Annotated in this window: 22 protein-coding genes; 14 read left to right on the top strand and 8 right to left on the bottom strand. The window is 66.2% G+C overall.

What is annotated here, in order from left to right; genetic code table 11:
- Window positions 1-17: 17 nt before the first annotated feature.
- From QGN31_RS25385 to QGN31_RS25375, 3 genes are read left to right on the top strand one after another with little or no spacing between them, the layout of a single operon-like run.
- Window positions 18-1,130 (top strand): epimerase, encoded by a 1,113-nt coding sequence (locus tag QGN31_RS25385; protein ID WP_014941042.1) that lies wholly within the window; start codon window positions 18-20, stop codon window positions 1,128-1,130.
- Between the two features lie 19 nt (window positions 1,131-1,149).
- Complete coding sequence (locus QGN31_RS25380; RefSeq protein WP_014941043.1) at window positions 1,150-2,184, top strand: NAD(P)H-dependent flavin oxidoreductase; 1,035 nt, start codon at window positions 1,150-1,152, stop codon at window positions 2,182-2,184.
- Window positions 2,175-2,972 carry an enoyl-CoA hydratase-related protein gene (locus QGN31_RS25375; RefSeq protein ID WP_014941044.1) on the top strand — a complete coding sequence of 266 codons (798 nt, stop codon included), beginning with the start codon at window positions 2,175-2,177 and terminating at the stop codon, window positions 2,970-2,972. Before QGN31_RS25380 ends, QGN31_RS25375 begins: the two co-directional genes overlap by 10 nt.
- Window positions 2,973-2,989: 17 nt before the next feature.
- Here QGN31_RS25375 and QGN31_RS25370 read toward each other — a convergent pair whose 3' ends face one another.
- Genes QGN31_RS25370 through QGN31_RS25350 form a run of 5 tightly spaced genes read right to left on the bottom strand, consistent with a single transcriptional unit; the run spans window position 2,990 to window position 8,960 of the window.
- Window positions 2,990-3,796: an SDR family NAD(P)-dependent oxidoreductase gene (locus QGN31_RS25370; RefSeq protein ID WP_014941045.1), complete on the bottom strand. Its 807-nt coding sequence runs from the start codon at window positions 3,794-3,796 to the stop codon at window positions 2,990-2,992.
- An 8-nt stretch (window positions 3,797-3,804) separates the two neighbouring features.
- Window positions 3,805-4,884: a phosphotransferase gene (locus QGN31_RS25365; RefSeq protein ID WP_014941046.1), complete on the bottom strand. Its 1,080-nt coding sequence runs from the start codon at window positions 4,882-4,884 to the stop codon at window positions 3,805-3,807.
- Window positions 4,881-6,362: an acyl-CoA reductase gene (locus QGN31_RS25360; protein WP_014941047.1), complete on the bottom strand. Its 1,482-nt coding sequence runs from the start codon at window positions 6,360-6,362 to the stop codon at window positions 4,881-4,883. Before QGN31_RS25360 ends, QGN31_RS25365 begins: the two co-directional genes overlap by 4 nt.
- A gap of 10 nt (window positions 6,363-6,372) precedes the next feature.
- Window positions 6,373-7,851 carry a hypothetical protein gene (locus QGN31_RS25355; RefSeq protein WP_139811231.1) on the bottom strand — a complete coding sequence of 493 codons (1,479 nt, stop codon included), beginning with the start codon at window positions 7,849-7,851 and terminating at the stop codon, window positions 6,373-6,375.
- Window positions 7,788-8,960: a TIGR03857 family LLM class F420-dependent oxidoreductase gene (locus QGN31_RS25350; RefSeq protein ID WP_043954266.1), complete on the bottom strand. Its 1,173-nt coding sequence runs from the start codon at window positions 8,958-8,960 to the stop codon at window positions 7,788-7,790. Before QGN31_RS25350 ends, QGN31_RS25355 begins: the two co-directional genes overlap by 64 nt.
- Before the next feature lie 87 nt (window positions 8,961-9,047).
- Between QGN31_RS25350 and QGN31_RS25345 the strand changes: the two genes are divergently transcribed.
- Window positions 9,048-9,707, top strand: coding sequence for a TetR/AcrR family transcriptional regulator (locus QGN31_RS25345; RefSeq protein ID WP_233425307.1), 660 nt, complete (start codon window positions 9,048-9,050; stop codon window positions 9,705-9,707).
- 133 nt (window positions 9,708-9,840) lie between these two features.
- Here QGN31_RS25345 and QGN31_RS25340 read toward each other — a convergent pair whose 3' ends face one another.
- Complete coding sequence (locus QGN31_RS25340) at window positions 9,841-11,103, bottom strand: cytochrome P450 (protein ID WP_014941051.1); 1,263 nt, start codon at window positions 11,101-11,103, stop codon at window positions 9,841-9,843.
- Between the two features lie 176 nt (window positions 11,104-11,279).
- On the opposite strand from QGN31_RS25340, the gene QGN31_RS25335 reads away from it, so the two are divergent.
- Window positions 11,280-12,815 carry an AMP-binding protein gene (locus QGN31_RS25335; RefSeq protein ID WP_014941052.1) on the top strand — a complete coding sequence of 512 codons (1,536 nt, stop codon included), beginning with the start codon at window positions 11,280-11,282 and terminating at the stop codon, window positions 12,813-12,815.
- Between the two features lie 41 nt (window positions 12,816-12,856).
- Here the strand turns inward: QGN31_RS25335 and QGN31_RS25330 are convergent, their stop codons facing one another.
- Entirely contained in the window at window positions 12,857-14,494 is a 1,638-nt protein-coding gene (locus QGN31_RS25330; protein ID WP_043954269.1) for a phytoene desaturase family protein, read from the bottom strand.
- A 237-nt stretch (window positions 14,495-14,731) separates the two neighbouring features.
- Here QGN31_RS25330 and QGN31_RS25325 point away from each other — a divergent pair, with 237 nt between their 5' ends.
- From QGN31_RS25325 to QGN31_RS25290, 8 genes are read left to right on the top strand one after another with little or no spacing between them, the layout of a single operon-like run.
- Window positions 14,732-16,123 carry an aldehyde dehydrogenase family protein gene (locus QGN31_RS25325; protein ID WP_233425308.1) on the top strand — a complete coding sequence of 464 codons (1,392 nt, stop codon included), beginning with the start codon at window positions 14,732-14,734 and terminating at the stop codon, window positions 16,121-16,123.
- A 53-nt stretch (window positions 16,124-16,176) separates the two neighbouring features.
- Window positions 16,177-16,701, top strand: a complete 525-nt coding sequence (locus tag QGN31_RS25320; protein ID WP_043954271.1) for a hypothetical protein — start codon at window positions 16,177-16,179, stop codon at window positions 16,699-16,701.
- A gap of 59 nt (window positions 16,702-16,760) precedes the next feature.
- Complete coding sequence (locus QGN31_RS25315) at window positions 16,761-18,362, top strand: AMP-binding protein (RefSeq protein WP_233425309.1); 1,602 nt, start codon at window positions 16,761-16,763, stop codon at window positions 18,360-18,362.
- On the top strand, window positions 18,346-18,777 hold the full coding sequence (locus QGN31_RS25310; RefSeq protein WP_233425310.1) for a nuclear transport factor 2 family protein: 432 nt from the start codon (window positions 18,346-18,348) through the stop codon (window positions 18,775-18,777). The genes QGN31_RS25315 and QGN31_RS25310 overlap by 17 nt, the downstream gene beginning before the upstream one ends.
- A 51-nt stretch (window positions 18,778-18,828) precedes the next feature.
- Window positions 18,829-19,224, top strand: a complete 396-nt coding sequence (locus QGN31_RS25305) for a limonene-1,2-epoxide hydrolase family protein (protein ID WP_014941058.1) — start codon at window positions 18,829-18,831, stop codon at window positions 19,222-19,224.
- Window positions 19,225-19,232: 8 nt separating this feature from the next.
- Window positions 19,233-19,679 (top strand): limonene-1,2-epoxide hydrolase family protein, encoded by a 447-nt coding sequence (locus QGN31_RS25300; protein WP_014941059.1) that lies wholly within the window; start codon window positions 19,233-19,235, stop codon window positions 19,677-19,679.
- Window positions 19,676-20,905: a cytochrome P450 gene (locus QGN31_RS25295; protein ID WP_014941060.1), complete on the top strand. Its 1,230-nt coding sequence runs from the start codon at window positions 19,676-19,678 to the stop codon at window positions 20,903-20,905. Before QGN31_RS25300 ends, QGN31_RS25295 begins: the two co-directional genes overlap by 4 nt.
- Window positions 20,902-22,827: an oxidoreductase gene (locus QGN31_RS25290; protein ID WP_083862980.1), complete on the top strand. Its 1,926-nt coding sequence runs from the start codon at window positions 20,902-20,904 to the stop codon at window positions 22,825-22,827. Before QGN31_RS25295 ends, QGN31_RS25290 begins: the two co-directional genes overlap by 4 nt.
- Window positions 22,828-22,836: 9 nt before the next feature.
- Here QGN31_RS25290 and QGN31_RS25285 read toward each other — a convergent pair whose 3' ends face one another.
- Window positions 22,837-23,403 (bottom strand): TetR/AcrR family transcriptional regulator, encoded by a 567-nt coding sequence (locus tag QGN31_RS25285; RefSeq protein WP_014941062.1) that lies wholly within the window; start codon window positions 23,401-23,403, stop codon window positions 22,837-22,839.
- A gap of 165 nt (window positions 23,404-23,568) precedes the next feature.
- On the opposite strand from QGN31_RS25285, the gene QGN31_RS25280 reads away from it, so the two are divergent.
- A complete protein-coding gene (locus tag QGN31_RS25280) occupies window positions 23,569-24,432 on the top strand; it encodes an SDR family oxidoreductase (RefSeq protein WP_007170510.1) in 864 nt (287 codons plus the stop codon).
- The last annotated feature ends 12 nt before the right edge of the window (window positions 24,433-24,444 follow it).

The raw sequence follows: 24,444 nt of genomic DNA, 5'->3' as shown, positions 1-24,444 counted from the left end.
AGATAGGCGGATGAAGTATGAAAGCGCTCGTCATCGGCGGGAGCGGCGCAACCGGCGTCCCGGTACTGCAGGGACTTCTGCAACGGGGTCACGACGTGACCATGCTGCACCGCGGCGTGCACGAGCCGGCCGACCTGCCGGACGTTCCGCACATCCACGCCGACCCACACTTTGCCGAATCGATCACCGAGGCGGTGGGCGACCAGTCCTTCGACGTGGTGCTGGCGATGTACGGGCGAGTCGCTGCGATCGCGGAGGTGTTCGCCGGACGGTGCGGGCAGCTGATCAGCATCGGCGGGGTGCCGGCCTACCGCGGTTGTCTGCAGCCCGAAACCGTCACGCCCTACGGCATGGCGCTCAACGCGCGTGAGGATGGCCCGCTGGCCGACGGCACCGAACCGGTGCCGCGTTTCGCCAAGCTGATCCGGTCGGCCGAGCGCGCCGTCCTGGATCGGGCGGCGTCCGGCGCGTTCCGCGGCACGGTGATCCGGTACCCCGCGATCTACGGCCCACGCAACCTGGTGCCCTGGGAATGGTCTGTGATGCGCCGTATCCGCGACGGCAGGACCCGAATGATACTGCCCGACAACGGTTTATGGATCATCTCCCGGGCCGCTGGGCGTAACGCCGCCGAGGTCGTGCTCGGCGCCGTCGACAACCCTGACGTCGCCAACGGCCAGGCCTACAACGCCGGCGACGACGACCAATACACCGTGCGTCAGTGGGCCGAGGCGATCGCGCAGATCATGGGCGGTGAGCTCGAATTCGTCGGCATTCCCGGCGAGCTCGCGGGTTCGGCGCTGATCGAACTGTTGCCGCCGACCGGGCGGCCGCACATCCTGCTGGACACCAATAAGGCGAAGCGCGAGCTGGGCTACTGCGAGGTCATATCCGCCCGCGACGCGATGGTGGAGGCCGTAGAGTGGCTCGAGGCGCATCCGGTCACCAGCGAGGACTACCCGCTGTATCCGGCGAGGTTCGATTACCCGGCCGAGGACCGACTGATCGAGGCCTACACGCAGGCCGTCGGCTGGGTGCGAGACCAGGCCCCGGACGAGGCGCCAGACGTGCGTCACCCGATGCCCCATCCGAAAACCGTTTCCGTTGGCCGTGACCAGGACGGCCGTTGATTTCTTGCAGGAGGAACCCATGACGACCATGTGGCGTCGTTTTCAGGACATGGTCGGGATCGAGTACCCGATCATGCAGGACGGCATGGGCCCGTCGCCGACCACTTTGCTGGCCGCCGCGGTGTCAGCGGCCGGCGGGCTGGGCACCGTCAGCTGTCCTTCCATCGTGAACAGCTCAGAGCAGTTCCTCCGCGAGGGATTCCGCGCGGCGATCGAGCACGTGGCGTCCAGCACGGACCGTCCGTTTGCCGTCAACGTCCCGGTCGGCCGGACGGCCAGCGGCGAGCTCCTGCTGGTCAGCCGCATCTGCATCGACGAGGCCATCGCGGTCAAACGTGACGGCGGACGGACCGGCGACCAGCTGAGGGCCATCGTCACCTCGGCCGGCTTCGCCGGTGAGTTCGGCGCAGCCATCCGGGAATCGGGCCTGGTGCACATGGCCAAGGTCGGGTCGGTCCGGCACGCGCTCAAGGCTGCCGAGAGCGGTGCCAACGTCATCATCGCCTCGGGCTACGAAATGGGGGGCCACACGCACGCCAAAGGGGTGCACACCATGGTGCTGGCCCCGCAGGTGATCGACGCGCTTGACATCCCCGTCGTGGTATCCGGCGGGATCTGCGACGGCCGCGGGCTGGCCGCGGTGCTGGCGATGGGTGGCGCCGCCGCCGCAATGGGCACCCGGTTCATCGCCACCCAGGAGCACCAGTGGCACGCGGCGTACAAACAGCGCATCGTCGAGGCGAAGGAGTGGGAGGATGTCGTTTACGGCGGCATTTACGCCCCGATCCGTGGCCTGCGCAACAAGGGTTTGGAGCTCATGGAGGACGTGCGAAAGACCATGTCTCCCGAGGACTTTCAGGTGTGGGAGGAAGAGCAGATCCGCAAGGCCCAGCGCGAGGGCGACGTGGTGGAAGGCCTGATGGTGGCCGGTCAGGTGTCCGCGGCCATACACGACATCCCGACGGTCGCCGACCTGGTCGGGCGAATCGTGACCCAGGCGCGCGGACTGCTGGGCGAGGCAGGGGTGGCGCTGGGAGAACCTGCGTGCCGGTAACCGAGACCGTCCACGACAGCGGCCGACTGGCGGGTGTCGCGGAACTGGTCGTTGAAAGCCCGCCGGTCAACGCCTATTCGATCGGCGACCTGGCCGAGCTGACCGAACTGTTGCGCAGCTACGAGCGTCGCGAAGAAGTCCGGGCCGTGGTGTTGCGAGCGCAGGGCAAAGGGTTTTGCGGCGGCGGTGACGTCAAAGAGGTGCAGAGCCTGCCGGGATTCGACGGCATCCTCGGTCAGGCTCGGGGGTCCCAGGACACCAGCGTGGCCATTGCCGAGTGCGCGGTTCCGGTCATCGGCTGCGTACACGGCTACTGCGTCGGCCTGGGGGTGCTGCTGGCCGGCACCTGCGATGTGCTGATCGGTTCCCGGGGAACACGATTCGTGCTCGCCGAGGCGGACAACGGCGCGACGACCGGCGCGGTGCAGGCGCTGGGCCTGCTGCCGGAACGCCGGCTGCGTTCGGCGATGTTCACCTGCGAGCCGTTCGACATCGCCGAGTTGCACAGTTATGGCAGCGTGTACCACGTGGAAGCGACGGCCGACGCCGCGCTGGTCAGAACCTACGAGGTCGCGGCGACGATCGCGGCCAAAGCGCCCCGGGTGATCAGGGCCCTCAAGTTGACGCTCAACAACACCGCGGGGCGCGACTTGCGCCGGCTGTATCGGCAGGAACTGAGCTACACCTTCGAGCTGAATATGCTCGGCGACAGCAGCAAAGCCCGCCAGACCTTTCTGGACGGCACCCGCGACAGCTACATGAGCGACACCTCCGCGTCGTCGTCGTGATCGCGCGGCGGTCGGAGTCAGTTCCCGTCGCCCATCATGCGGCCGACCAACGGCAACCACATTCGCCGCGGGGCGTGGCTACCCACCCAGGCGAAGGCGCGAACGCTTCGGCGCGGGATGACGACGCGTTTGCTCTGTGCGAGCGCCCGTAACCCGGCCTCGGCGATCTCGGCAGGCTCGGCCATCAACGCGCTCGGGGTGCGGCTCTCGGTGCCGAGCATCCCCGCCACCTCGGAGAACTCGGTTCGCACGCCACCGGGACACAACCCGGTGACCGTCACCCCGTGGCGCCCGAGCTCCCAGTGCAGCGCTTCGGCGAGCGAGGTCACCGCCGCCTTCGTCGCGGCGTACGCCCCGAAGTTCGGCATCGGCTGGTTGCCCGCCATCGATGAGACCAGCAGAATCGCCCCTTCACCCCGCGCCACCATCGCGGGAGCGAGCGCCCGGGTGAGCAGGAAAGTTCCCTCGACGTTGGTGCGGATCAGCTCCTGGATCCGCCCGGGGTCGGCGTCGATGAACGGTCCTCCCATCCCGAACCCGGCGCATGCCACCAGCACGTCGATCTCCAAACCGGACTGCGCCAGGTCCGCGAGCAGTCCGGCGCGGCCGTCGGGATCGCTGACATCGGCGGCGATCACCTCGATGCGGCGCCGGCCGCCGGCGGACAGCTCGCGGGCATACGCCGTCAGCCGATCACGCCGCCGCGCCACCAAGATGGCGTCATGGCCGCGCGCAACCAGGCCGCGCGCCAGTTCGGCGCCGATGCCTGAGGACGCACCGGTGATCAGCGCCGCCGCGCCGCTTCGGGGAGAGGGGATCGCCATCGTCTCGATCAGCTCAGTAGCAGCGCGTCCGCGCCGGTGTCGGCGACGATCGATGCCGAATTGGTGAACATCTGCGCCCACATCTGATCACCCCGCTCGGTCTGCTGCAGCGTCATCGACACCGCGATCGTCAGCAAGAACGGATACAGCGAGCTCACCCGGTAGCTGTCTTGGCACTGGGCGAAGGAAAAGTCGTCGACACCGGCCGCCCGCAGTCCGTCGTGATACAGGTGCAGCAGGCGGTCCTGGTGCGCCCGGCGCTCGTCGACGCCCAGGCACGACCCCAGGTAGATCGCCACGTCGAGCAGAGGTGGTCCGAGCCGGGCGCCTTGCCAATCGATCACTGAGACCGGTGGCGCCCCGCCGAGTCGGGCGAACATCATGTTGTCCAGCCGGTAGTCGCCGTGGGCTATCACGAACGGCGGACCCCACAGCCGCTGTGCACTGCCGGCCGCGGCGGGAGCCAGCCGCTTGGCCAACTCCAGATGAGTGGGGTCGACCCGGTTGTGGAATCGAGCGACGAACGCCTCGATCAAGGGTTCGACGGCGGCAAACAACAATTCGGTGCGCGCGAGGCCGGCCCACGGCAGCTCTGCCAGGCCCGGGTCGTTCCAGATCGGTGCCTGTAGCCCGGGCAGCGCTCCGATCGCCAGTTCGGCCTGTGTCAGGGTTCCGCCGCCGACCATGTCGCCGACGTCCGAGGTCGCCTGCAGATCTTCGAGCACCAGCGTGAACCGCCCGCTGGCCGGCTCGACGTCGCCCCAGTAGATGGCAGGTATCGCGGCACTGAGTCTGGGCGCAACCTGCTGATAGAAGCGAACCTCGGATTCGTAGATGCCCATCGCCGCACCCATCTGCCGCGAACTGGCATCTGCCGAGGGCAGTTTCACGATCAGCCAGGCCGGACCGGCGGCGCCACCGGCGTACCCCAACTGTGCGCGAGCAACGAACCCAGCCTGCCCGGTACCGATCACCCGGGCATCGACTGAGCCCACCGCGTCCTGCGCTCCGAGGGCGCCGTTGGTGCGCAACACCTGTGTGAACCATTGCGGGGTCAGCTCGTCGGTCGTGTCGACGATATGTGTCATCGGACTTCCTTACTGTCGGCGCCGGCCCACAGGGGTCGAACCACGTCGGGTTCGCACCGCTCGTCGACGATCCACTTCACCATTCGACGCATCGGCTCGATTCCGTCTTGTGGCAGCGACACGCTCGGGTCGGCCGCGTACCCCAGCGACACCAGGCGCTGAGCTCCGTGCAACGGAAGTTGCTCCCGCAGCTGAGCTTTGAGCGACTCGGGATAGATGCCAACGGTCTGGGTGTACGCGTTGATCCCGCGGATCGCGTCTGCCGGATCGTCGATGGGCACGATGTTGGCGACCCGCCCCGACAGCCGTCCCGAAAAATCGACCGGCTCATCGAGCTGCGACACGATGACGGCCCCCTTGCCGCCGCCGCCGCCGATGACCCGGTACCAGTCGGGGCTGGACCGCAGCGCGTCGATCTCGGCGACGAGTTCTGGATCCGACCATTTCGCAGGCGTGCTGAGGCGCTCCGGCAACCGCTGCAGTTGTGCATAGATCGCCTCGCCGAGCCGGTTGGCAAGCTCGAGACCGTCGGGATTGGTGCCGCTGGCTACGTAGACAACGCGCGCGTTGACGCACCCGAGCTGGTTGAGGGCACCGATGTCGGTGGCCGTACGCAACGCGACATCGACGAACGCCTCCTCGGACGCGAAAGCCTGCGGCCCGATGATCGTCGCGCTGCGTTTCGGATCGAGCGAGATCAGCTCGAGCCCCGGCTGGACATAGCGGAGCACATGGGTGACCGAGGCGAGCCCGCCCCAGGCGATGATCTTCTCAACGCCGGCGGGCTGGAAGAGCCGCTCCTCGAACCCGGTATCCCCACCCTTCCAGTACGCGACGGACAAATGACGGGTGATCGGGTGCGCCGGGTCGAGCTCGCGCATCGTGCGGGCGATCGCAAGCGCGGTCAGCGGATCGTTGGACGGGGTTTTGATGATCGCGTCCGAGCGCCCGACCGCGTTGCGGATGATGCTCAGCGCCGCGATCAGTGGGCTGTTGCCGGCGATGATGTGTACGGTGCGGGCGCCGAACGCCCGGACCGACGCCGTCCGGCCGTCGGCCATTACCCGAGGGACCCAGCCCTCGAGGTACGGGATCCCGATTGTGGTCTCGGCAAGTTCGCGCACCGCGGCGGCGCTGAACAGAGCCGGCAGCTGTTCGAACGATGAGCGGACCAGCGGAGGGGTCATGTCGGAGAACTGCGCGGAGAGCTCCAGCGCCTCTTGCATGTGGGTATTACGGGGCAGCGCCAGCGCGTCACCGAGGGCCGCCAGGTAGGAGACGATCTCGCTGAACGGCAGGTCCTGAACCTCGCGCAGCCGGCTGGGGTTCGACAGCTCCAAAGAACCCAGCAGGCGGTGCGGGTCCGGTGCCCGAAAGGTGGCGGTGCCGCCGCGGCCGCCGAATGTTACGAGGTCGTCGTCGATCAACTGCCCGCGGATGATCGCGGGTGCGGCGAATCCGGTCATGGTGTTTTTCATTGGCGGACGGTCACAGGAGTTCGCCGGTGAGAAATTCCAGCGCCGCGCGGTGCGCGTCCTCAGCGGCGACGCAGGTGATTTTGTCGTCTCCGTTGTGTTTGTCGCTGTAGCGCTCGATGGTCGGCGCGGCGTGGGCGGTGGTCCGCCCACATCCGCATGGCTCGAAGCTGAGGGTGAACTCGTCGCCACTGACGAAACCGCCCCAGTAGGTGGCGGCGAGCAGATCGAATACCGCCATCCGCCCGGTGTGCTCGCCGGTCCGCGGGAACGGCAATCCGTCGACAGGATCGAGGACAAACGGGATGATCCACGGTTCGAAGTGGTAGCGGCCGCGTTCGCACATCTTGTTGAGCGCGGTGATCTCCGACATCACGTAGCTGTGCTGGATGTGTTCCACGCCGGAGAACCGCCGGACCGTCTCCTCCCAGTCATCGGGGACGACCTGGCCCTTGGCGCCACCGCCGGTGGTGATGAGCGAATCGGAGGCGAACACGTTCTCCAGGCCGGCGTCGAGGCCGGCCTTGGAGATGTTGTACAGCACGTTCCAGGTGGCCAGCATCCAGATCCGCCGTCCGCGCATATCCCGGCTGATCTCGTTGATGAACTTCGGCAGTGATTCCGCCATCTCGCGCTGCTCGCGTTCGAACTCCTCCCGCCGCGCCCGCAACGCGGGGCTGATCTCGAGCTTGGCGAGCTCGCCGCGGGCCGCGGCGGCGCGTACCCGTCCGGCGAGATACGCCGCGTCCGAGCTCATCCGCCCCGGGCGCAGCGCATGTAGCCGGTCCTCCGAACCGAGCAGGTGGGGAAGGGCCATGCCGGGAAAGCGGGTGATCGCGCTGCGGCCCGAGCGCCACAGCGGCCAGATCAGCTCGAACCATTCGCCGTCGTGGCGGCCCCCCATGCCGAGTGGGTCACTGTATTGGAACAGGCCGCACCGCGACGCCCGGCCCATCTGATCCCACTCATGTGTCGAGCGCGGCAGAAACGACATCGTCCCCGTGGTGCCCGAGGAGTGCACGGCCCGCAGTGGCGTGGCCGCCTCCAGTGTGTCGAGCCAGGCATCGATCGTCTCGCACTCGGAGACGTCGACGCTGGCGAGGTCGATCGTGGTCAGCCGATCAAGCCAGCGGGTGAGTTCGGTGAACCGACTCCGCACCAGCAGCGCGGCCGGGTAGGACTTGTACACCGAATGCTGGAACAGCAGCGGGACAACGTCGTTGAGCTGACCGACCGCGTCGATCTCGGCTTCGTCGGCGAGCCGGGTGAGCGTCGCAACGGTGTGACGGAGCTCGCCGAAGCGCAGCTGAAGTGCCTCCAGCTGCAGAGCAGCGAGCTCGTCGACCGGCACATGCTGCATCGCGTGCCAGGAATGGCCGAAGAACTCGGCCGGGGCGTTGGCGAACTGCCGGGCGTCCGCCGCGACGGTCACGACGCGTCGACCCGAGAGCTCGCCGCGACCGAGGTCGTCGCTTGTGGTCGCTCCCGCCATGCCGCGAGCAGCGCCGCGTTCTGCCGGGGAGTGGACCCGTATGTGGTGACCTCGTCGGCGCCGGCGTCGATAAAACGCTGCAGCGACGTTACGCACTCGGAGACGGTGCCGACCGCGCTGCAGTCGGTTATCCAGCTCCACGGCAGCACCGATGCCGGCCCCAGCATCTCGTGCCGGTGGAACGTCAGGTCCGCGGCGCGGTTGAGGTTGTGGAACTGCTCGTGGTCGCGCATGCGGTTGACGGTCTCCAGATCCCAGTGGTTCGCGGTGGCCAGGACGTCGCCGTACAGCGGGTATTGGAGATAGGTCACCAGTCGTCCGGCCGATATGGACTTGGTCTCGATCTCGTCCATGTCTGGGGCGGTCACGACCGGGGCCACGATGTGGATTTCTGCGGGGTCGCGACCGATCCGCTCGCAAGCCGTCCGGATGCGCTGGACCGCGTCGGCGACGGCGTCGGGCGTCAGCATGGGCGGCAGGATCACCCCGTCGAACGCCTCGGCCGCGGCCGCCGCACCGCGTTCGTGGCAGAAGCCCGCGATCCAGATCGGCGGTTGCGGTCCGTGATAGGTCTCGGCGAAAGCCAACGCGGTGAACGAACCGAGTTGACCGGTGTAGGACACCGACTCGCCGGCCCACAGGCGGCGAGTGATCTTAGCGCTTTCCACCATTGCCTTGGTCGTGGTCACCGGGATGCCCATGCCGCGGAACGCACCGGCCTCACCGCGGCCGAGCCCGAGCACGAAACGCGGACCGAAACAAGAGTGCATCGTGGCGCCGAGTGCGGCCGGCATCCAGGGATGTCGCGTGGTCGGCACGATGATCCCGGTGACCAGCTCGAGGCGGGTCGTCAGCGCACCGATGCCAGCGAGGATGACGTCGGCTTCCTTCAGATCCCATCGTTCGGAGATGAAGACGCGTCGAAAGCCGATCTGCTCGGCGTCGACCCCATCCTGGATGCCCTGAGCCGGGGTCCGGCCTTCGGTCTCGCGCTCGAACTTGCTCCCATCCGAACTCACCGCGCCGGCGATGATGAAGGCGCTGAAATCGTCTGCCACAGGCGGGAGTTCGACGCTGCCCAGCTGTCCCTTATCTGCGGTAACGGTCATCGGTCCGGACTCCTCGCTGAGTATTGAACGTATTACCGTACGTTGTACGGAATTTCTGTCTCGGACCGTACTGTGTACGGTGTGGGAGTGTCAAGAGAGTCGACGACCCTGCCCGCGAAGCGAGGGCCGCGTCCCCGGCTCACCCGCGACGAGGTCCTGTCGGCGGCGCTACGGGTCATCGACTCGGTCCCGCCTAGCGCCTTCACGATGCGTCGGGTCGCCGATGATCTCGGCGTCGGGGTCATGACCCTGTACGGATACGTACGCAGCAAAGAAGAAATTCTGGAAGGCCTTGTCGCGCAGCTCATGTCAGACGCCCATCCCACCGCGGGGACCGCCCCGACCTGGGATGAGTGCCTGCGGGCCGAGGCGCGCCATCTGCACGGTGTCGGCCGCCGCCACCCGAACCTGGTGATCCTCGTGCTGGGTCAGCACTCCGCGACCCCCGGCCTGTTTCGTCTGCGTGAGCGGATGCTGACCGCCCTGCTGGATGCCGGCTTCACCGAGGTGACCGCGCTGCACACCCTTGGCGTGCTGTGTAACTACGCGCTCGGCTTCGCGGGAGCGCAGGCGGCGGCGGCGCCGATCGACTTGCCGGAGCGCATCCGAGAGCTGCCCGAGACCGAATTCCCCAGCCTGTCCGCCCTGGCAACGGACTACGCCATCCACCTGGACGACGAGGCCTTCACCTTCGGTCTTGAACTGCTGATGGCCGGTTTGCATGCGGAACTCGCCAAGGGCGGATGACGCTGAGCGGCGGTCGACGGCGCTGAGGCGCGGCCACCGCCGTACGCGCGGCGCGCGGAGGGAGTTCGACCGGAGTGCCATCGCCGACCCGACGCTAGATCGGGAATCGCGCGCGCCGTCGGGGCATCGACGATCAGCCTCGGCCCACGACCTCGGGTTCCAGCCGAATCGGCAGCGCCTCGGCGTAGCCGCTCAGTACCCGTGGTCCCGGTGTGAATGTTGCCGGCATCGCGAGGTAGCCGTTGACCAGTGGAATCGTCGGATAGTGCCGGACCCGTTCCCGATCGATGCGGTAGTCCGGCAACCGGCGCAACACCTCCTCAAGGAGGATGGCGATCTCCACTGGAGCCAAAAACGCGCCGAGGCAGCGGTGCATGCCGAACCCGAATGCCAGGTGCGTGCTGCCACGGTCGCGGTCGAAATTGATCCGCTCGGGATCGGTGAAGGTGGCGGGATCGGCATTCGCCGAACCAAGTGCGAGCCATACCCGGTCGCCCGGTTCGAGGTGCTGGCCGTTGATGTCGACCGGGCGGGCGACCGTGCGGGCGACTCCGGGACCGGGCGTGAAATAACGCAGCATCTCGTCGATCGCTGCGGGAATCAGCCCGGGGTCCGCTTGTAACCTAGCCCGCTCGTCGGGGTGCTCGTCCAAGTAGAGGAACATGCTCGCGATCAGCGCGGTGGAGGTGTCAACACCCCCGTTGAGCAACATGAACACCATCTCGGTGACGGTTTCGTCGTCGATGGGCACGCCCTCGACCTCGGCATTGAGCAGCGCCTCGGTGAGATTGGTCGCCGGGGTGTGCGCCGTCGCGCGTCGCGCCTTGACGGTGGCGCGCAGGTCGTCCAGCAGCCCGGCGAGGTCGCGCGCAGAGCCCGGCTCACGGTAGACGGCCTTGTGCAGAATTGTCGCGTAGTCACTCCATTTCTCCAGCGACAAGCCGAAGTAGTCCAGCGAGACCATCGCGGGCAGCGGGTTGGCGATGTCGTCGACGAAATCGAGCTCACCGGCCTCGATCACGCGGTCGACGATCCAGGACACGATCTCCTGCATGCGGGGCCGGTATTTCTCCACGGCCTTGCGTGACAGCCACGGTGCCAGCACTTGTCGATAGGTCTGTGACTGCGGAGGGTCCATCTCCATCATGCCCATCCGGACCGGGTTGGTCGGCACTGTCACCCCGCCCTTGACGACGGTGTCACCAAATGTCAGGTCGCGCCCGCAGACGAAAGTGTCGGACTCCCGCAACACCCGCTTCGCATCGTCGTAGCGGGTGAGGACATAAAAGCCCCCGTGCTGGTCGCTGTGCGCCACCGGGCATTCGTTGCGCATGCTGGCGTAAATCTCTCGCCAGTTCTGCGCAAAATCCTCGGAATGGTGGTCGAACTGCGTCATGGTGATCTCCGGTTATCGACAGGGCCTCTTCGTCCGGCGCCATTGGGATGGACGATACCGATCAGCGTTTGGTAAAACAACATTGCCCTGCCCGCCGTGGGGCTTCGGAGTGAGAATGCGCGCCTTTTACTACCATTCATACGTCGTTTGGTAACTCCGTTGCGATTGGAACGAAATTGGCCTTCTTCGCCATCGACTGGGTGGCTTACCACGCGCAGCACCGCCCGGATGCGCTCGCGCTCGGCTGCGCCGAAGACGGAATCCGAACGACGTGGGCCGAACTCGAGCAACGGGTGGCAGGCCTTGCCGCCACGCTGCGCGGACTCGGCGCCGGTCACGGTGACCGGGTTGCGCTGATCGCTGAGAATCATCCCCGGGTGTTCGAGGTGCAATTCGCGTGCATGCGCCTCGGGGCGCTGTTCGTCCCACTCAACTGGCGCCTGCATACCGCTGAGATCCAAGAGATATGTCTGGACGCTCAGCCACGCATCATTGTTTACGACGGTGTCTGGGCAGAGGTCGCTCTCGAGGTCGCCACTAAGGCAGGGATCCCGCGTCAGCTCTCCTGGGATTGCCCGCAAGGCCCGATCGACTATGAAGATGCGATCTGGACAGCCAGGCCGTTGCGGGCGACGGGTGAGATCACGATGGATGACCCGACCCACATCCTCTATACGTCGGGCACCACGGGAAAGCCGAAGGGTGCCATCTCGACCAACTCGACTTTGGTGTGGCAGGCCCTCAGCGCCGCGCACACCACCGGCTTCTCACAACCCGGCTGCCACCATCTCAACCCGATGCCGTTGTTCCACGCCGGGGGACTGAACGTGATGGCCAATTCTATTCTTTACTTCGGCGGGGCAGTGACGACGATGGCGCGCTTCGACCCCGAGCAGGTGCTGCAGCAGATGCTGAGCCGGCAGCCGCCGATCACGCATTTCGCCGCGATTCCACTGATGTACCAGCGCATCGCGGACCTGCCCGGCTTCTCGAGTGCGAACCTGTCGCACCTTCGGCACGGGGTGATCGCCGGGGCGGTCGCCGGACCGGAGCTGCTACAGCGGTGGGCCGACCACGGTTTTCCGCTTCAGCCTCAGTACGGCGGCACCGAGATGGGGCCGATGGCAACGGTTTTGGACAATGAAAGCGCGAACATCGGCGTTGCCAAGAAGGGGTCGACGGGCCGCGCGGCACCACACACCCAGATCAGGTTGGTCGATTCCGCCGGCCGTGACGTCGAAACCGGGGTGACGGGTGAAATCTGGTTGCGCGGTCCGAGCATCACCGTCGGCTACTGGGGGCAGGACAAGGCCGCATACTTCACCCAGGACGGCTGGTTCAAGACGGGCGACGCCGCCTACCGCGACGTCGACGGCTTCTACTACCCGTCGGGACGCACCAAGGAGATGTTCAAATCAGGCGGCGAGAACGTCTACCCGGCCGAGGTCGAACAGGTGCTCGCTCTGCATCCGCACGTCCATGACGTCGCCGTTGTCGGCGTCACCGACGCGACGTGGGGCGAAGTCGGGCTGGCGGTCGTGGTACCGGCCCCGGGCACGGCAGTGACCCTCGACGAGCTCAACGCCTTTGCCGCGCAGCGGTTGGCGCGCTACAAGCTGCCCAAGCGACTGTCGGTGGTGGATCAGTTGCCACGCAACGTGACCGGCAAGGTGTCCAGGGCGCAACTCAAGTTGGACTACGGCAGCAATTGAGAGTCGCCCGGCCGCTCCGGCGGTCGTGCCGACGGTCGACATCAGGTCGCGTGCTGTGCCAGTCGTGCGTTGTCCGACGTGGGTGTTCTCCCTTTGCGCAGGTCGCGCAGCAGGGTGCGGGCAGCTTGCTGACCGGGCAGGCCGGATACCGAGGGGCCCGGGTGGGTGCCGCCGCCGCTGAGATATAGGCCCGGCACTGGTGTCCGGTAGCCCCCGAAACCCCACGCCGGCCGGAATGGGCCGAGGTGCATCATGGTCATGTCGACGTGGTAGACGTTGCCGGTGGGCACGCTGGTTCGCGCCATCATCTCCGGTGGTGACTCGACCCAGCGGGCGACCTCCAAAGACTCGAAGCCGTCCAGGTAACTCATTGCGTGTTCGACCAGAGCCTTCTCCGTGGCGGCCTTCATGTCGTCCCACCCTTCGGCGGGTTCCAACGGCACCCATCCCGACCACAGGCTCAGACAGTCTTGGCCGGCGGGCGCCAGGGTTGAGTCCATCGCGGTGTTGATCATGCTCGCGTAAGGCAGTGGGTCGGGCAGTCGGCCGCTGCCCGCGTCGGTGATCGCCCGGCAGATATCGTCGATGCTTCCCACGACGTGGGTGGGCGTCCGTAGATCGAGTCCGTCGGTGCGCGCGGCGTTGTGCCGCTTCAACTGCAGCTTGCCGCGAAAAGCGACCTGAATCTTGAAGTGTGCGCAGTTGCCGCTACGCGTGGGTATGTGTGAAGCGCGCGCGGCCATGCGTTCTGACAATGCACCGTCCGGTAGCCATTTGTTCAACACCTGCGTCGGCTCGGTCGCCGTCAGCACGGTGCGGGCGCGCAGCTCCGCACCCGTGGTCAGCCGCACGCCGGCGATGTGACCGCCGTCGACCAGTAGTTCTTGGACGCGGGCAGACGTCTGGACCCGGCCGCCGGCCGCGACCAGTGAGCGTTCGAGCGCTCGTGGCAGCATGCCCATCCCGCCGCGCGGGCGTGCCATGCCGACACGCATGATCAGCGGGACGATCAGCAAGTTGATCCCGGTGTGCTCCATGGTGATCGGCGAACCGAAGTTGGCGAGCTGAGCCAGGCCGCTTTGCACTAGCGGATGTTCGAACCGCTCCTGAATCGCCTGGGCGGCCGAGACGGTGGCCAACGAGGCGAGGGTGGGGATACCCCGTGGGCGGCGCAGCTTGCTCGCGGCGCGCAGCACGCTGCCCAGATCGGGTCGCGTCGGATTGGTCGCCATCAGTTCGATCGCGGCATCCGATATCGGCATCAGCTGCTCGATGAGCTGTTCGAACGTCCGGGCGTCGCGCCGGGAGAAATGTGCTACCTCTGCCACGGTGCGACCGACGTCACGCCAGAACGCGAGCGACCCGCCGTCGGGGGCGAGCGCTACGTACGGGGGATCGACGTCGATCTCGTGGTAGCCGTACCGGGCGAGCTCGAGATCCCTGGGAACCGTCGAGGCTCGAAGCGATATGACGTCGTCTGCGCAGGGGCTGAACCAGTGCTCGGGCGCTTCGGGGATCAGAATCTCCGTGGTCGTACAGCCTCCGAGCACATCGCGGCTTTCCAGCACCAGGACGTCCAGCCCGGCTCGAGCGAGATAGCACGCGGCTACCAGCCCATTGTGGCCGCCGCCGACAACGAGGACGTCCGCGTCGCGCTCTGTGGACAAGGGTCCGCTCACTGACTGTCTCCTCACCCGACGCGTTCGAGCAGCGTGCTGGGGGCTGAGGTTATCAAACAGCGTTGGGCTACTCAATGCCGTTTATGCGCAAAGGGGTCGGGGGACGACGCCGGCGCTTTTGCGCTAAACCAATCGGTGTTAGCTTTACGCCATGTGATTGCGGTCACTGGCGTCACAGGGCCGCATCGACTACCTGCTACCTCACTCGAGAAAGAGAAGGCCAGAACTATGGTCGCGATGACGATCGACGGCAACAAAGTCCATGGTCAAGCGACCTTCGACGTCATCAATCCAGCGACCGGCCAGGTGGCGGGGCAGGCGCCGGAGTGCTCCGCGGCGCAACTCGACGACGCGCTCGGGGCCGCCCAAGCCGCCGGGCGGTCGTGGCGGCTCGACGAATCCGAGCGACGCAAAGCGCTACTGCGGCTGGCGGACGCGATCGCCGCTGCCCACAGCGAACTCGCGACCACGCTGACCGCGGAGACGGGCAAGCCCGCTCCGCTGTCCGCCAGTGAGGTGCAGATCTGCGTCGCGTGGTTGCAGGTCTTCGCCCAGATGGAAATCCCCCGCCGGACCCTGCAGGACGACAGCAGCGCGCTCATCGAAGTCGCGCAGCGGCCCATCGGTGTTGTCGGGGCGATAACACCGTGGAATTTCCCGCTGGGTCTGGCGATGTGGAAGATCGCGCCGGCGCTGTTGGCCGGCAACACCGTCGTCGTCAAGCCCTCGCCCTTCACCCCGATGGCAACCCTGCTGCTGGGCGAGATCATGGGCGAGGTGTTGCCGCCCGGCGTGCTGAACGTGGTCTCGGGTGGAGACGATTTGGGACGGGCGCTGGTAGCGCATCCGATTTCCCGCAAAATCACCTTCACCGGTTCGATCGCCGGCGGCAAGGAGGTCGCCGTCGCGGCCGGCGCCGACCTCAAGCGGCTGACATTGGAACTCGGCGGCAACGACGCCGCAATCGTGTTGCCCGACGCCGACCTGGCTTCGGTGATCCCGGCGCTGCTCGGCGTGGCGTTCTTCAACACCGGCCAGGCCTGCGCCCTGCCCAAGCGGATCTACGTGCCGGACGGGGTGTACGCCGAGGCGATCGAGGCCTTTGGAGCCGCGGCATCGGCGATCACCGTCGGTGACCCGACCGATCCGGCCACGCAAATGGGTCCGCTGTCCACCCGACCGCAATTCGAGCGAGTCAAAGGCCTGGCGCAGGACGCCGTGGCCAGCGGTGCCCGGGTGGTCGCCGGTGGCGACGCGATCGACGGGCCGGGCTACTACTTCGAGCCCACCATCCTCGCCGATGTCGCAGAGGGTGTCGCGGTCGTCGATGAGGAGCAGTTCGGCCCCGTGCTGCCGATCCTGCGCTATTCGCGGGTGGACGAAGCGGTCGAGCGGGCCAACGCGACGATGTACGGCCTGTGCGGTTCGGTGTGGGGCTCCGATGAAGTGGCGGCGCGTGAGGTGGCCGAACGCCTCGAATGCGGTACAGCCTTCGTCAACACCCACGCGGCGCTGCTGCCGACGGTGCCGTTCGGCGGCGCCAAATGGAGCGGCATCGGTGTGGAGAACGGGGTCGACGGGCTGCTGGCGTTCACCGAGCCTCAAGTGGTGCACACCGCACGTGCCTGACGTCCCGTCGGGCGTATCCGAAACCCATTGAGGCGCATGGAAGGACATGCTCGATGACCCGAAGTTCCTCGCCGCCCTCACGTGGCGACGTGCAGGTTGACTCGCTCGCTGATGCCCGCGCCTTCACACTCAGCGACGAGGAAGTCGCGCAACTGCTGGCAGAGCAATTCGAGTGCACCTTCTGCTGGACGAACCGCGCTGGCGACCCGGTCGCGCTGACTGAGGCTTTCATCCACGCTGAAGGCGCAATCTGGTTGTGCGCCGAGGAATCCCGCGTTCGCGTCAAAGCGATCATGCGCGATCCCCGCTCGTGCGTGGTCATCTCTTCGATGGGCACCTCGATGGGTCATTCTAAGTCGTTGTCTTTCAAGGGAATTAGCGAAGTCGTCCGGGACCGCGAACGCATTCTGTGGTTCCTGGCCGAGATCGCCCGGCGCTACGACCCGCACGATGAGCAGGCGCAGCAGGCCCATGCTCGCGCAGCCGATCACCCGGGGCGCGTCGTGATCAAGTTCGTGCCCACCGCGCGGACGAATGCCTTCGATGGCCATCGGGCGCGTAGGAGAAGGGCGGGCTGACGAAGCATGCAATGTCCGTACATCGTTGTCACGACGCCGACTTCAGAAGGTCGTGTGTGATGACAATGCCGTCGAGGACTTTCCGATTTCCGGTATCGGATTGGGTCGCGCACCACGCTTCTGTCCGGCCGCACGCTATCGCGCTGGCCAGCGCCGACACCGGCGAGCGGGTGAGTTGGGCCCAGCTGGAGCAGCAAGTGGGCTTGGCCGCTGCCGCGCTGCTGGCACATGGACTGCGGCCGGGAGACCGGATCGCCGTCGTCGCAGACAACGCGCCACGGGCCTTCGTGCTGCAGTTCGCCGCGATGCGGGCGGGTGTGGTCATGGTGCCGCTGAACTGGCGGCTGGTCACCGCGGAGATGCGGCACCAGTGCATCGACGCTGCCGTGTCCGCACTGACCCACGACGCAACCTGGGCCGAACCCGCGCGCGACGTGGCCGACGCCGCGGGCGTGCAGACCATTCTCGAGCTGGAGACATTGACCAGCGCCGAGCCCGGGAATGGACTTGTTCCGCTGCCGCCGCAACCTCACGACCCTGACGACATCACGCACATCCTCTACACGTCCGGCACCACCGGCACGCCGAAGGGAGCGTTGGTCTCGCACGCCTCGATGATGTGGAACGCCTTCAACATCCTCACCGCGGCTCAGGTGGCGGCCCCGGATGTGAACATGCTCAACCCAATGCCGTTGTTCCACGCCGGCGGGTTGAACGTGCTGGCCAACCCGATACTGATGCATGGCGGGCAGGTCACCACGATGGCGCGCTGGAACCCGGCCGCAATCCTGGCTTACATCGGCGACCAGACCAACGGGGTGACCCATCTGACCACCGCGCCGTCGCTGCTTCAGACCCTCGTCGAGGATCCGACGTTCGGCACCACCGACTTCGGCACCATGCGCAAGATCGTCCTGGGCGGCGGTACCACCACTCCGCATCTGCTGCGGGCCTTCGCTGCCAAGGGCGTCGCGCTGCACCCGCAGTACGGCGGCACCGAGACCGGCCCGGCCGCGCTGGTGCTCGAGGAGGGACTGGAGCGGGCGTTGTCGGGGACGTGCGGCAAGCCGGTGCTGCATACCGCGGTGCGGTTGGTCGACCCCGACACGTTGACCGATGTCGCCGACGACGTGGTCGGCGAAGTGTGGCTGAAGGGGCCGGCGGTCACCCCTGGCTACTGGAACCTGCCCAACGAACAGTATTTCGTGGACGGCTGGTTCCGCACCGGCGATGCGGCCCGCCGCGATGCCGACGGCTATTTCTATATCGCCGGTCGCTACAAGGACATGTACAAGTCCGGTGGCGAGAACGTCTATGCGGCTGAAGTCGAAAACGTTCTCATCGACCTGCCCGAGGTCGCCGAGGTGGCGATCATCGGTGTGCCCGATCCGAAGTGGGGCGAGGTAGGGCTGGCGGTCGTGGTCGCGAGCCCGGGTGCCGACGTGACCCTCGACGCGCTGCACTCTGCGTGCGCGGGCCGCATCGCCCGCTACAAGTACCCCAAACATCTCGACGTCGTCGCGGCGCTGCCCCGCAATGCCACCGGAAAGGTGGCCAAGATGGCGCTGCGTGAGCACTACCACTCGGCCGTGCCCCTGCGAACCGACCACGAATCCCTGGTCGCTCACCAGAAGGAGAGTCACGATGTCAGTCGCCGCTAATCGAGACATGCTGACCCGCTATTGGAATGCGTTCGCGGCCAAGGATATTCCAGCGGCGCTTGCCTGCTTCACCGACGACATCAGCTACGAGGACCTCGCTGTCCAGCAGATCCACCGGGGAAAAGATTCGGTGCAGGCTTTCTGGGAGCTCTACTTCGAGGCGGCGGGCGACTCCTTCAATGCGGTGCAGGAAAGCCTCGTGGTCGACGAGGACAGCTACAGCTTCGAGTGGACTGTCTCCGGTGTGATCGACGGCAGCTTCGGCATTTTCACCGGACAGGGCCAGCCGTTCACCATCCGCGGCATTTCGACCGGTGTCATTCGCGGCGAGTTGATCGCGCAGAACCGCGACTACTGGAATCTGGCCGATGTGCTGCGCCAGATCGGCGTCTCGGAGGTTCCCGCGCTCGTCTAGCGCGGCCCGTTATTCCACTGATCGGCTTAGGACAACGAAGGAGGCGGACACATGCTTGAGGAAGAACGCCACACCCGGGACATGATCGCGCTCTGGGAATCAGGGGTGGACGGCATCATCGATGCGTTCAAGCGGTATTGCGCCCCCGACGTGAAGTGGATCAATACCGGCATTCCCAGCGTCGAAGGCCTTGAAGCGTGTATCGAACTGCTGACTGCGCAAGCCCAGGCATGGAAGTTCAGCAGCACCAGGGTAGACGTCCGCTCCCTGCTGGCCACGCCGGGCCTGGTGATGGTCGAGCGGATAGACCGCGTGTTCGACGCCGACGGAGAGGAGATCTTCGCCGCTCCCGTGGTCGGTGTTCTGGAGTGGGCGGACGGCAAGATCACCCAGTGGCGCGACTATTTCGATCCCGGCCCACTGCTGGCCGTCGGCCAGCTCGATTGAGGCGGCCGATGGTGACCAACGAGGAACGGATCGTGCGACACATTTTCGAGATGTGGGAACCGGGTGTCGAAGGAGTCAAGGAGTCGTTCCGCCGGTACGGCACGGACGACTTGGTCTGGTGGAACAGCGGCCGTGGTGCCCTGACGGGTCTCGATGCCTGCTTGCGGGGGCTGGACGAGATGTTCGACGCCTTGCAGATCGCCACGGTCGAGTGCCCGATCCGGACCTTGCTCGCAACCTCGGGCCGAGTGGTCGTGGAGAGGTCGGACAACCTGTACCGCGCCGACGGCACGGTGATCGCGGAAATTCCGGTTACCGGAGTTCTCGAATTCGACGCAAACAAGGTCACCACTTGGCGGGATTACTGCGATAACTGGATGTCAAAGCTCGAGCTCGGCCGACCCGTAGTGTCAGCACCCGCTGCGGCCGGGATCAGGCGTGGGGTTTCCGGATGAGGGAGTCGGGGACATCACCGGGCACTCGGCCGACGTCCACCGGATTCGACCACGGCGACCCGGAATTGCCACCGCGGATGCACCAGACTCTCGCGGATCTCCGGAGTCGCTGCCCGGTCGGCTGGAGCGACAACTATGGCGGGTTCTGGACGCTGACCCGTTACGACGACGTTGTCGATGCCGCACGCGATCACTCGATGTTCACGACAACGCAGGGGATCATGATCCCGCCGACCGGGGCATCGATGCGCCTGGTGCCGGCGGAGTTCGATCCGCCCGAGCATTCCGCGTACCGCAAGATGGTCATGCCGTTCTTCACGAACAAGGCCGTCGCGCTGAACCACGATGCTATCCGGGAGCTGGTGCGGGAGTGCTTCGACAAGTTCGTCGCGGACGGCCACGCGGACCTGGTGTCAGCTGTCTCCGACCCGGTACCGCCCGCGGTACTGGCGCACTATCTCGGCTTGGACCGCAATCGAGCCGACGAGATGCGCCGGCTGATGATGGAGTACCTCTCGTCGGCCAAGGTGAGTCTCGACGAAAAGATGGCCAGCGCCAAACGGTTCGAGGCCTTCGTCCAACGCGAGATCGACGAGAGAATCGACAAGCCGGGCGACGACACCCTGAGCAAGATCATCGGTATGGCGTTGTCTGGCGAGAACGGCGACCCGCTTGAGCCCGCCGCGATCCTGGGAATGGTTCGCCTGATCATCTCTGCCGGCCACGAGACGACGGTGCACGGTATAAGCAGCCTCTGTTACCGGATCCTGGCCGAGCCGGGCCTGCGGGACCGGCTGCTGGCTGACCCGTCTCTGCGTCATGTGGCTATCGCCGAGGCCCTGCGACTCGATGCGCCCGTCATGCACATGGCCAGGACGGTGGTGGCCGACCATGAGAAGCGCGGGCAACACCTGCACAGCGGCGACAAGGTGATGCTCTGTTTCGGCGCAGCCAACCGTGACGACGAGGTGTTTCCGGAGCCCGACACGTTCAGCTTGGATCGGCCGCGCTCGCCGTCGGACGTGACGTTCGGCACCGGCCGGCATCGCTGTCTGGGCGAACACCTCGCGGTGGCCGAACTTTCCGCGGTGGTCGACGAGTTGTTGAGCAGGTTGCCCGACGCCCGGGTCGCTCCGGGCGCCGAGATTCGCTGGACGGGAGGCGGCAACACCCGGGGCGTCGAGTCACTGCCGATCGTGTTCACACCGGAGAAGACCGGTCCGTGACTGGTTTTCCTACGCTGCTGTCCCCGCTTCAGGTCGGGACGGTGGAGTTGCGCAACCGCGTCGTCATGACCGCCACGAGCATCAGCGAGCCCTGGCGGAACCCGATGCTGCCGGCCGACCCGTACATCGAGTTCGCCAGGCAACGAGCTGCGAGCGGCCTGGGGCTGCTGATTGCCCACCCGTTTTACGTCAACCCGTTCGGCGAATACTCGGCCGAAATCCTGGACCGGCACGCGCGTCTGGCAGAGGCGGTGCACCGGGAAGGTACGCCGCTGATCGTGCAACTGGTGCACTTCGGCGCCACGTTCCGCACTGACAACGACGTCTCCCGGCCGGCGTTGTGGGGGTTTGACCACACCCAGACGCCCGAGGGCGAGCCGGTGCACAAGATGACCAGCGCAGAGATCGACCAGGTCCTTGACGCCTTTCGACGCGCGGCGCGGCTTGTCGCGCAGGCGGGATGTGACGGCGTGGAACTCCACGGCGGGCACGGGTATCTGATTCAGCAGTCCCTGACGCCGTGGAACAATTCGCGCGAGGACGAGTGGGGACCGTCTGACAGCGGCGATCGGACCCGCTTCGCCCGCTGCCTCATCGATCAGGTCCGCGCCGAAATCGGCGAAAACCGCATACTCGGCTATCGGACTCCGACCGACGACCTGCGTGCCCCCGACGACGGGGGACAAGGCCCTCGAGGTATCGCAGAAGGTCTGCAACGCCTGCTCGACACCGGCGAGATCGATGTGCTCAACACCACCGTCGGCTATGGCGGGCCGAGCTACGACCGTGCGATCCCGAACTACCGGCAGCCCGAGGGCGCCAACATCCGCTATCTGCGACGGCTGCGCGAAGCCCTGAACACAACCGTCCCGATGATCGGGACCGGGCGGATCGCTTCGGCCGGTACCGCCGAGGCGCTGCTGGCTCAGGGGGAGTGTGAGTTGGTCGCGATGACCCGCGCATATATCGCCGAGCCCGCGCTGATACGCAAGCTGGAGTCCGGGCAGGCGCATAGGATCCGTCCCTGTGTCGCCGCCAATGTCTGCGTCGACCGCAAACTCGCCGGTTCGCCGACCGCAAGCTGCTTTCACAATCCGGCCGTGCTGCGCGAGGAGGAGCTCCGCATCCGGCCCGCTACCCACCGCAAGCAGGTCCTGGTCGTCGGCGCCGGGCCGGCGGGTCTCAAATCCGCCGAGATCGCCGTGCAGCGCGGGCATCAAGTTCGCATCCTCGACGCCGGAACACGCACCGGCGGTCGGCTGCGCGCCGTCGAACTCACCGCGGCAGCCGACCTGGCCAGCTCGCTGGACCATCTGGTAAGCGAACTCGCCGAAGCACAGGTCAAAGTCGAGCTCGGCGTGGAGGTCACCGCAGCCATGCTCGCTGACCTCGTGCCGGATCACGTCGTTCTGGCAACGGGGGCGACGTTCGCGCCGGACCTGGTGGGCGCCGAACACATGATCAGCACCGCCGCGGCGCTCTCCGGCAGCGTGCACGACGACGTCCTCGTCTACGACGCGCTCGGCACCAACGAAGCGGCGCTGGTCGCCGAGGCGCTGGCCGCCGACGGCAGGTCCGTCACCTTTGTCACCTGCTATGAGACGGTGATGCCGTTCGGCGGAACTTTGCATCGCTTCGAAGCCCCCCGCACCTGGCACCGCCGGCTGAAACGCATCATCACCCAGGGCATTCTCGGCGAGCTGGAGGACGGCGTGGCCACCATCGTCCGGCCGGACGGCGAGACGATCGATGAGCTGGCCGTCGGATCGGTGGTCGCCGCAGTGCCGATGCGGCCGGCGCTCAGTCTGCTTCCAGTCGTACAGGCGCTCAGCATTCCCCACTCGGTGGTCGGAGACGCCGTAGCACCGCGAACCGCCTTCGACAGCTTCAAGGAAGCCCATCAGGCCGCGCTGGCGATATGAGCGTGTCGCTCAGCTGCGCGGCACCGAAGAAAATCGGCCGGCGTCCAAGGCGTCGAGCAACTGGCTGACAATCCACTCGAGCGCGGCGGGGTCGGGAGGCAAGGTGGCCTGCTCGTAGCCCACCAGCAGGTAGACCGCCCAGTCGGCGAACAATTGCGCCTGCCGATCGTTACGCAGAATCTCGAATGCGCACTCTCGAAGAATCTGGTGGCGCTCTTTGTCGACGGCGGCTTGTACCGCATATACGTGGGCATCCACGCTGCTCCACGCGCGGATAGCCGCCTCAGCGCCGTGGGGCAAATTCAGGCCGATGTCGATGATGCGGTCGATGCGTCGGCGCGGATCGGGTTCGGTCCGAATCCACTCCACCAACCGAACAGTGTTTACCTGGCGCCAGTGCTCGACCAGTTCGCGGGTGTAGGCGGGCCAGTTTTCGAAGTAGTGATAGAAGGAACCGGTGCTGATCCCGAGCCGCTGACACACCTCGGCCAACTTCAGCCCGCCGTAGCCCAGGTCGGAGAGGACGTCGAGACCCGTGTCGAAGTAGGCCCCTCGGGAGACGCCGTTCGCCATCATTGGGACTTTAGTCGGCTGCAGCGTCGCGGGGTGCGTGGGCGTGTGCAAGGGATTCGAAACCGCCAGATCTTCGCGACTCTGCCGGGCGCCGGTTGACTCGAGTGAAAATTTGAATCTAAATTAAACCAAGCTGTCAGCGTCTGAAACCGACTGGAGGATCATTAAGTGCCCGGATTGCAGGACAAGGTTGTCATCGTCACCGGCGCCGGCGGGGGCCTTGGTCGGTCCTATGCCCACTTCCTGGCCGGCAACGGAGCGCTCGTCGTCGTCAATGACCTCGGCGGGGCAAGGGATGGCTCCGGATCGGGAACCAGCATGGCGGACAAGGTCGTAGACGAGATTGTCGGTGCCGGTGGCCGTGCGGTCGCCGACTATTCCAGTGTGGCCACGCGGGAAGGGGCCGAGGCGATCGTTGCGACCGCGATCGATAACTTCGGGGCAGTGCACGGTGTGGTGAGCAACGCGGGAATCCTGCGCGACGGCGCGTTTCACAAAATGACCGATGAGAACTGGGACGCGGTCATTCAAGTGCACCTCTACGGCGGCTATTACGTCACCCGTGCGGCGTGGCCGCACATGCGCGAGCAGAAGTTCGGCCGCGTCGTCATGGCGACGTCGACAAGCGGGCTCTACGGCAATTTCGGTCAGGCCAACTATGGCGCCGCCAAGCTCGGACTGGTCGGGTTGCTCAATACCCTGGCGATCGAAGGCGCTAAGTACGGGATCACCGCGAACGGGGTCGCGCCGATGGCTGCCACTCGGATGACCGCCGATATCGCACCCCAGGAGGTGCTCGACAAGCTGAACCCGGACCACGTCGCCCCGGCCGTCGGTTACCTGGTTTCAGAAGAGAACCAGGAATCCGGTTCGGTTTTCGTCGTCGGCGGCGGCCTGGTGCAGCGCGTCGCGCAGTTCCAAAACGACGGCGTCACATTCGGCACACCACCGACTCTGGACGAAATAACCAAGCGCTGGGCCGAAATCAGCGACATGTCTCATGCAAAACTCGGCACCAACCCGGTGGGGTAGGGCAGCGGCGGA

It is taken from the genome of Mycobacterium sp. 2-64, assembly GCF_035918375.1.
GTDB classification, from domain to species: Bacteria; Actinomycetota; Actinomycetes; order Mycobacteriales; family Mycobacteriaceae; genus Mycobacterium; species Mycobacterium intracellulare.
This window is presented reverse-complemented; position numbering and strand designations above follow the sequence as displayed.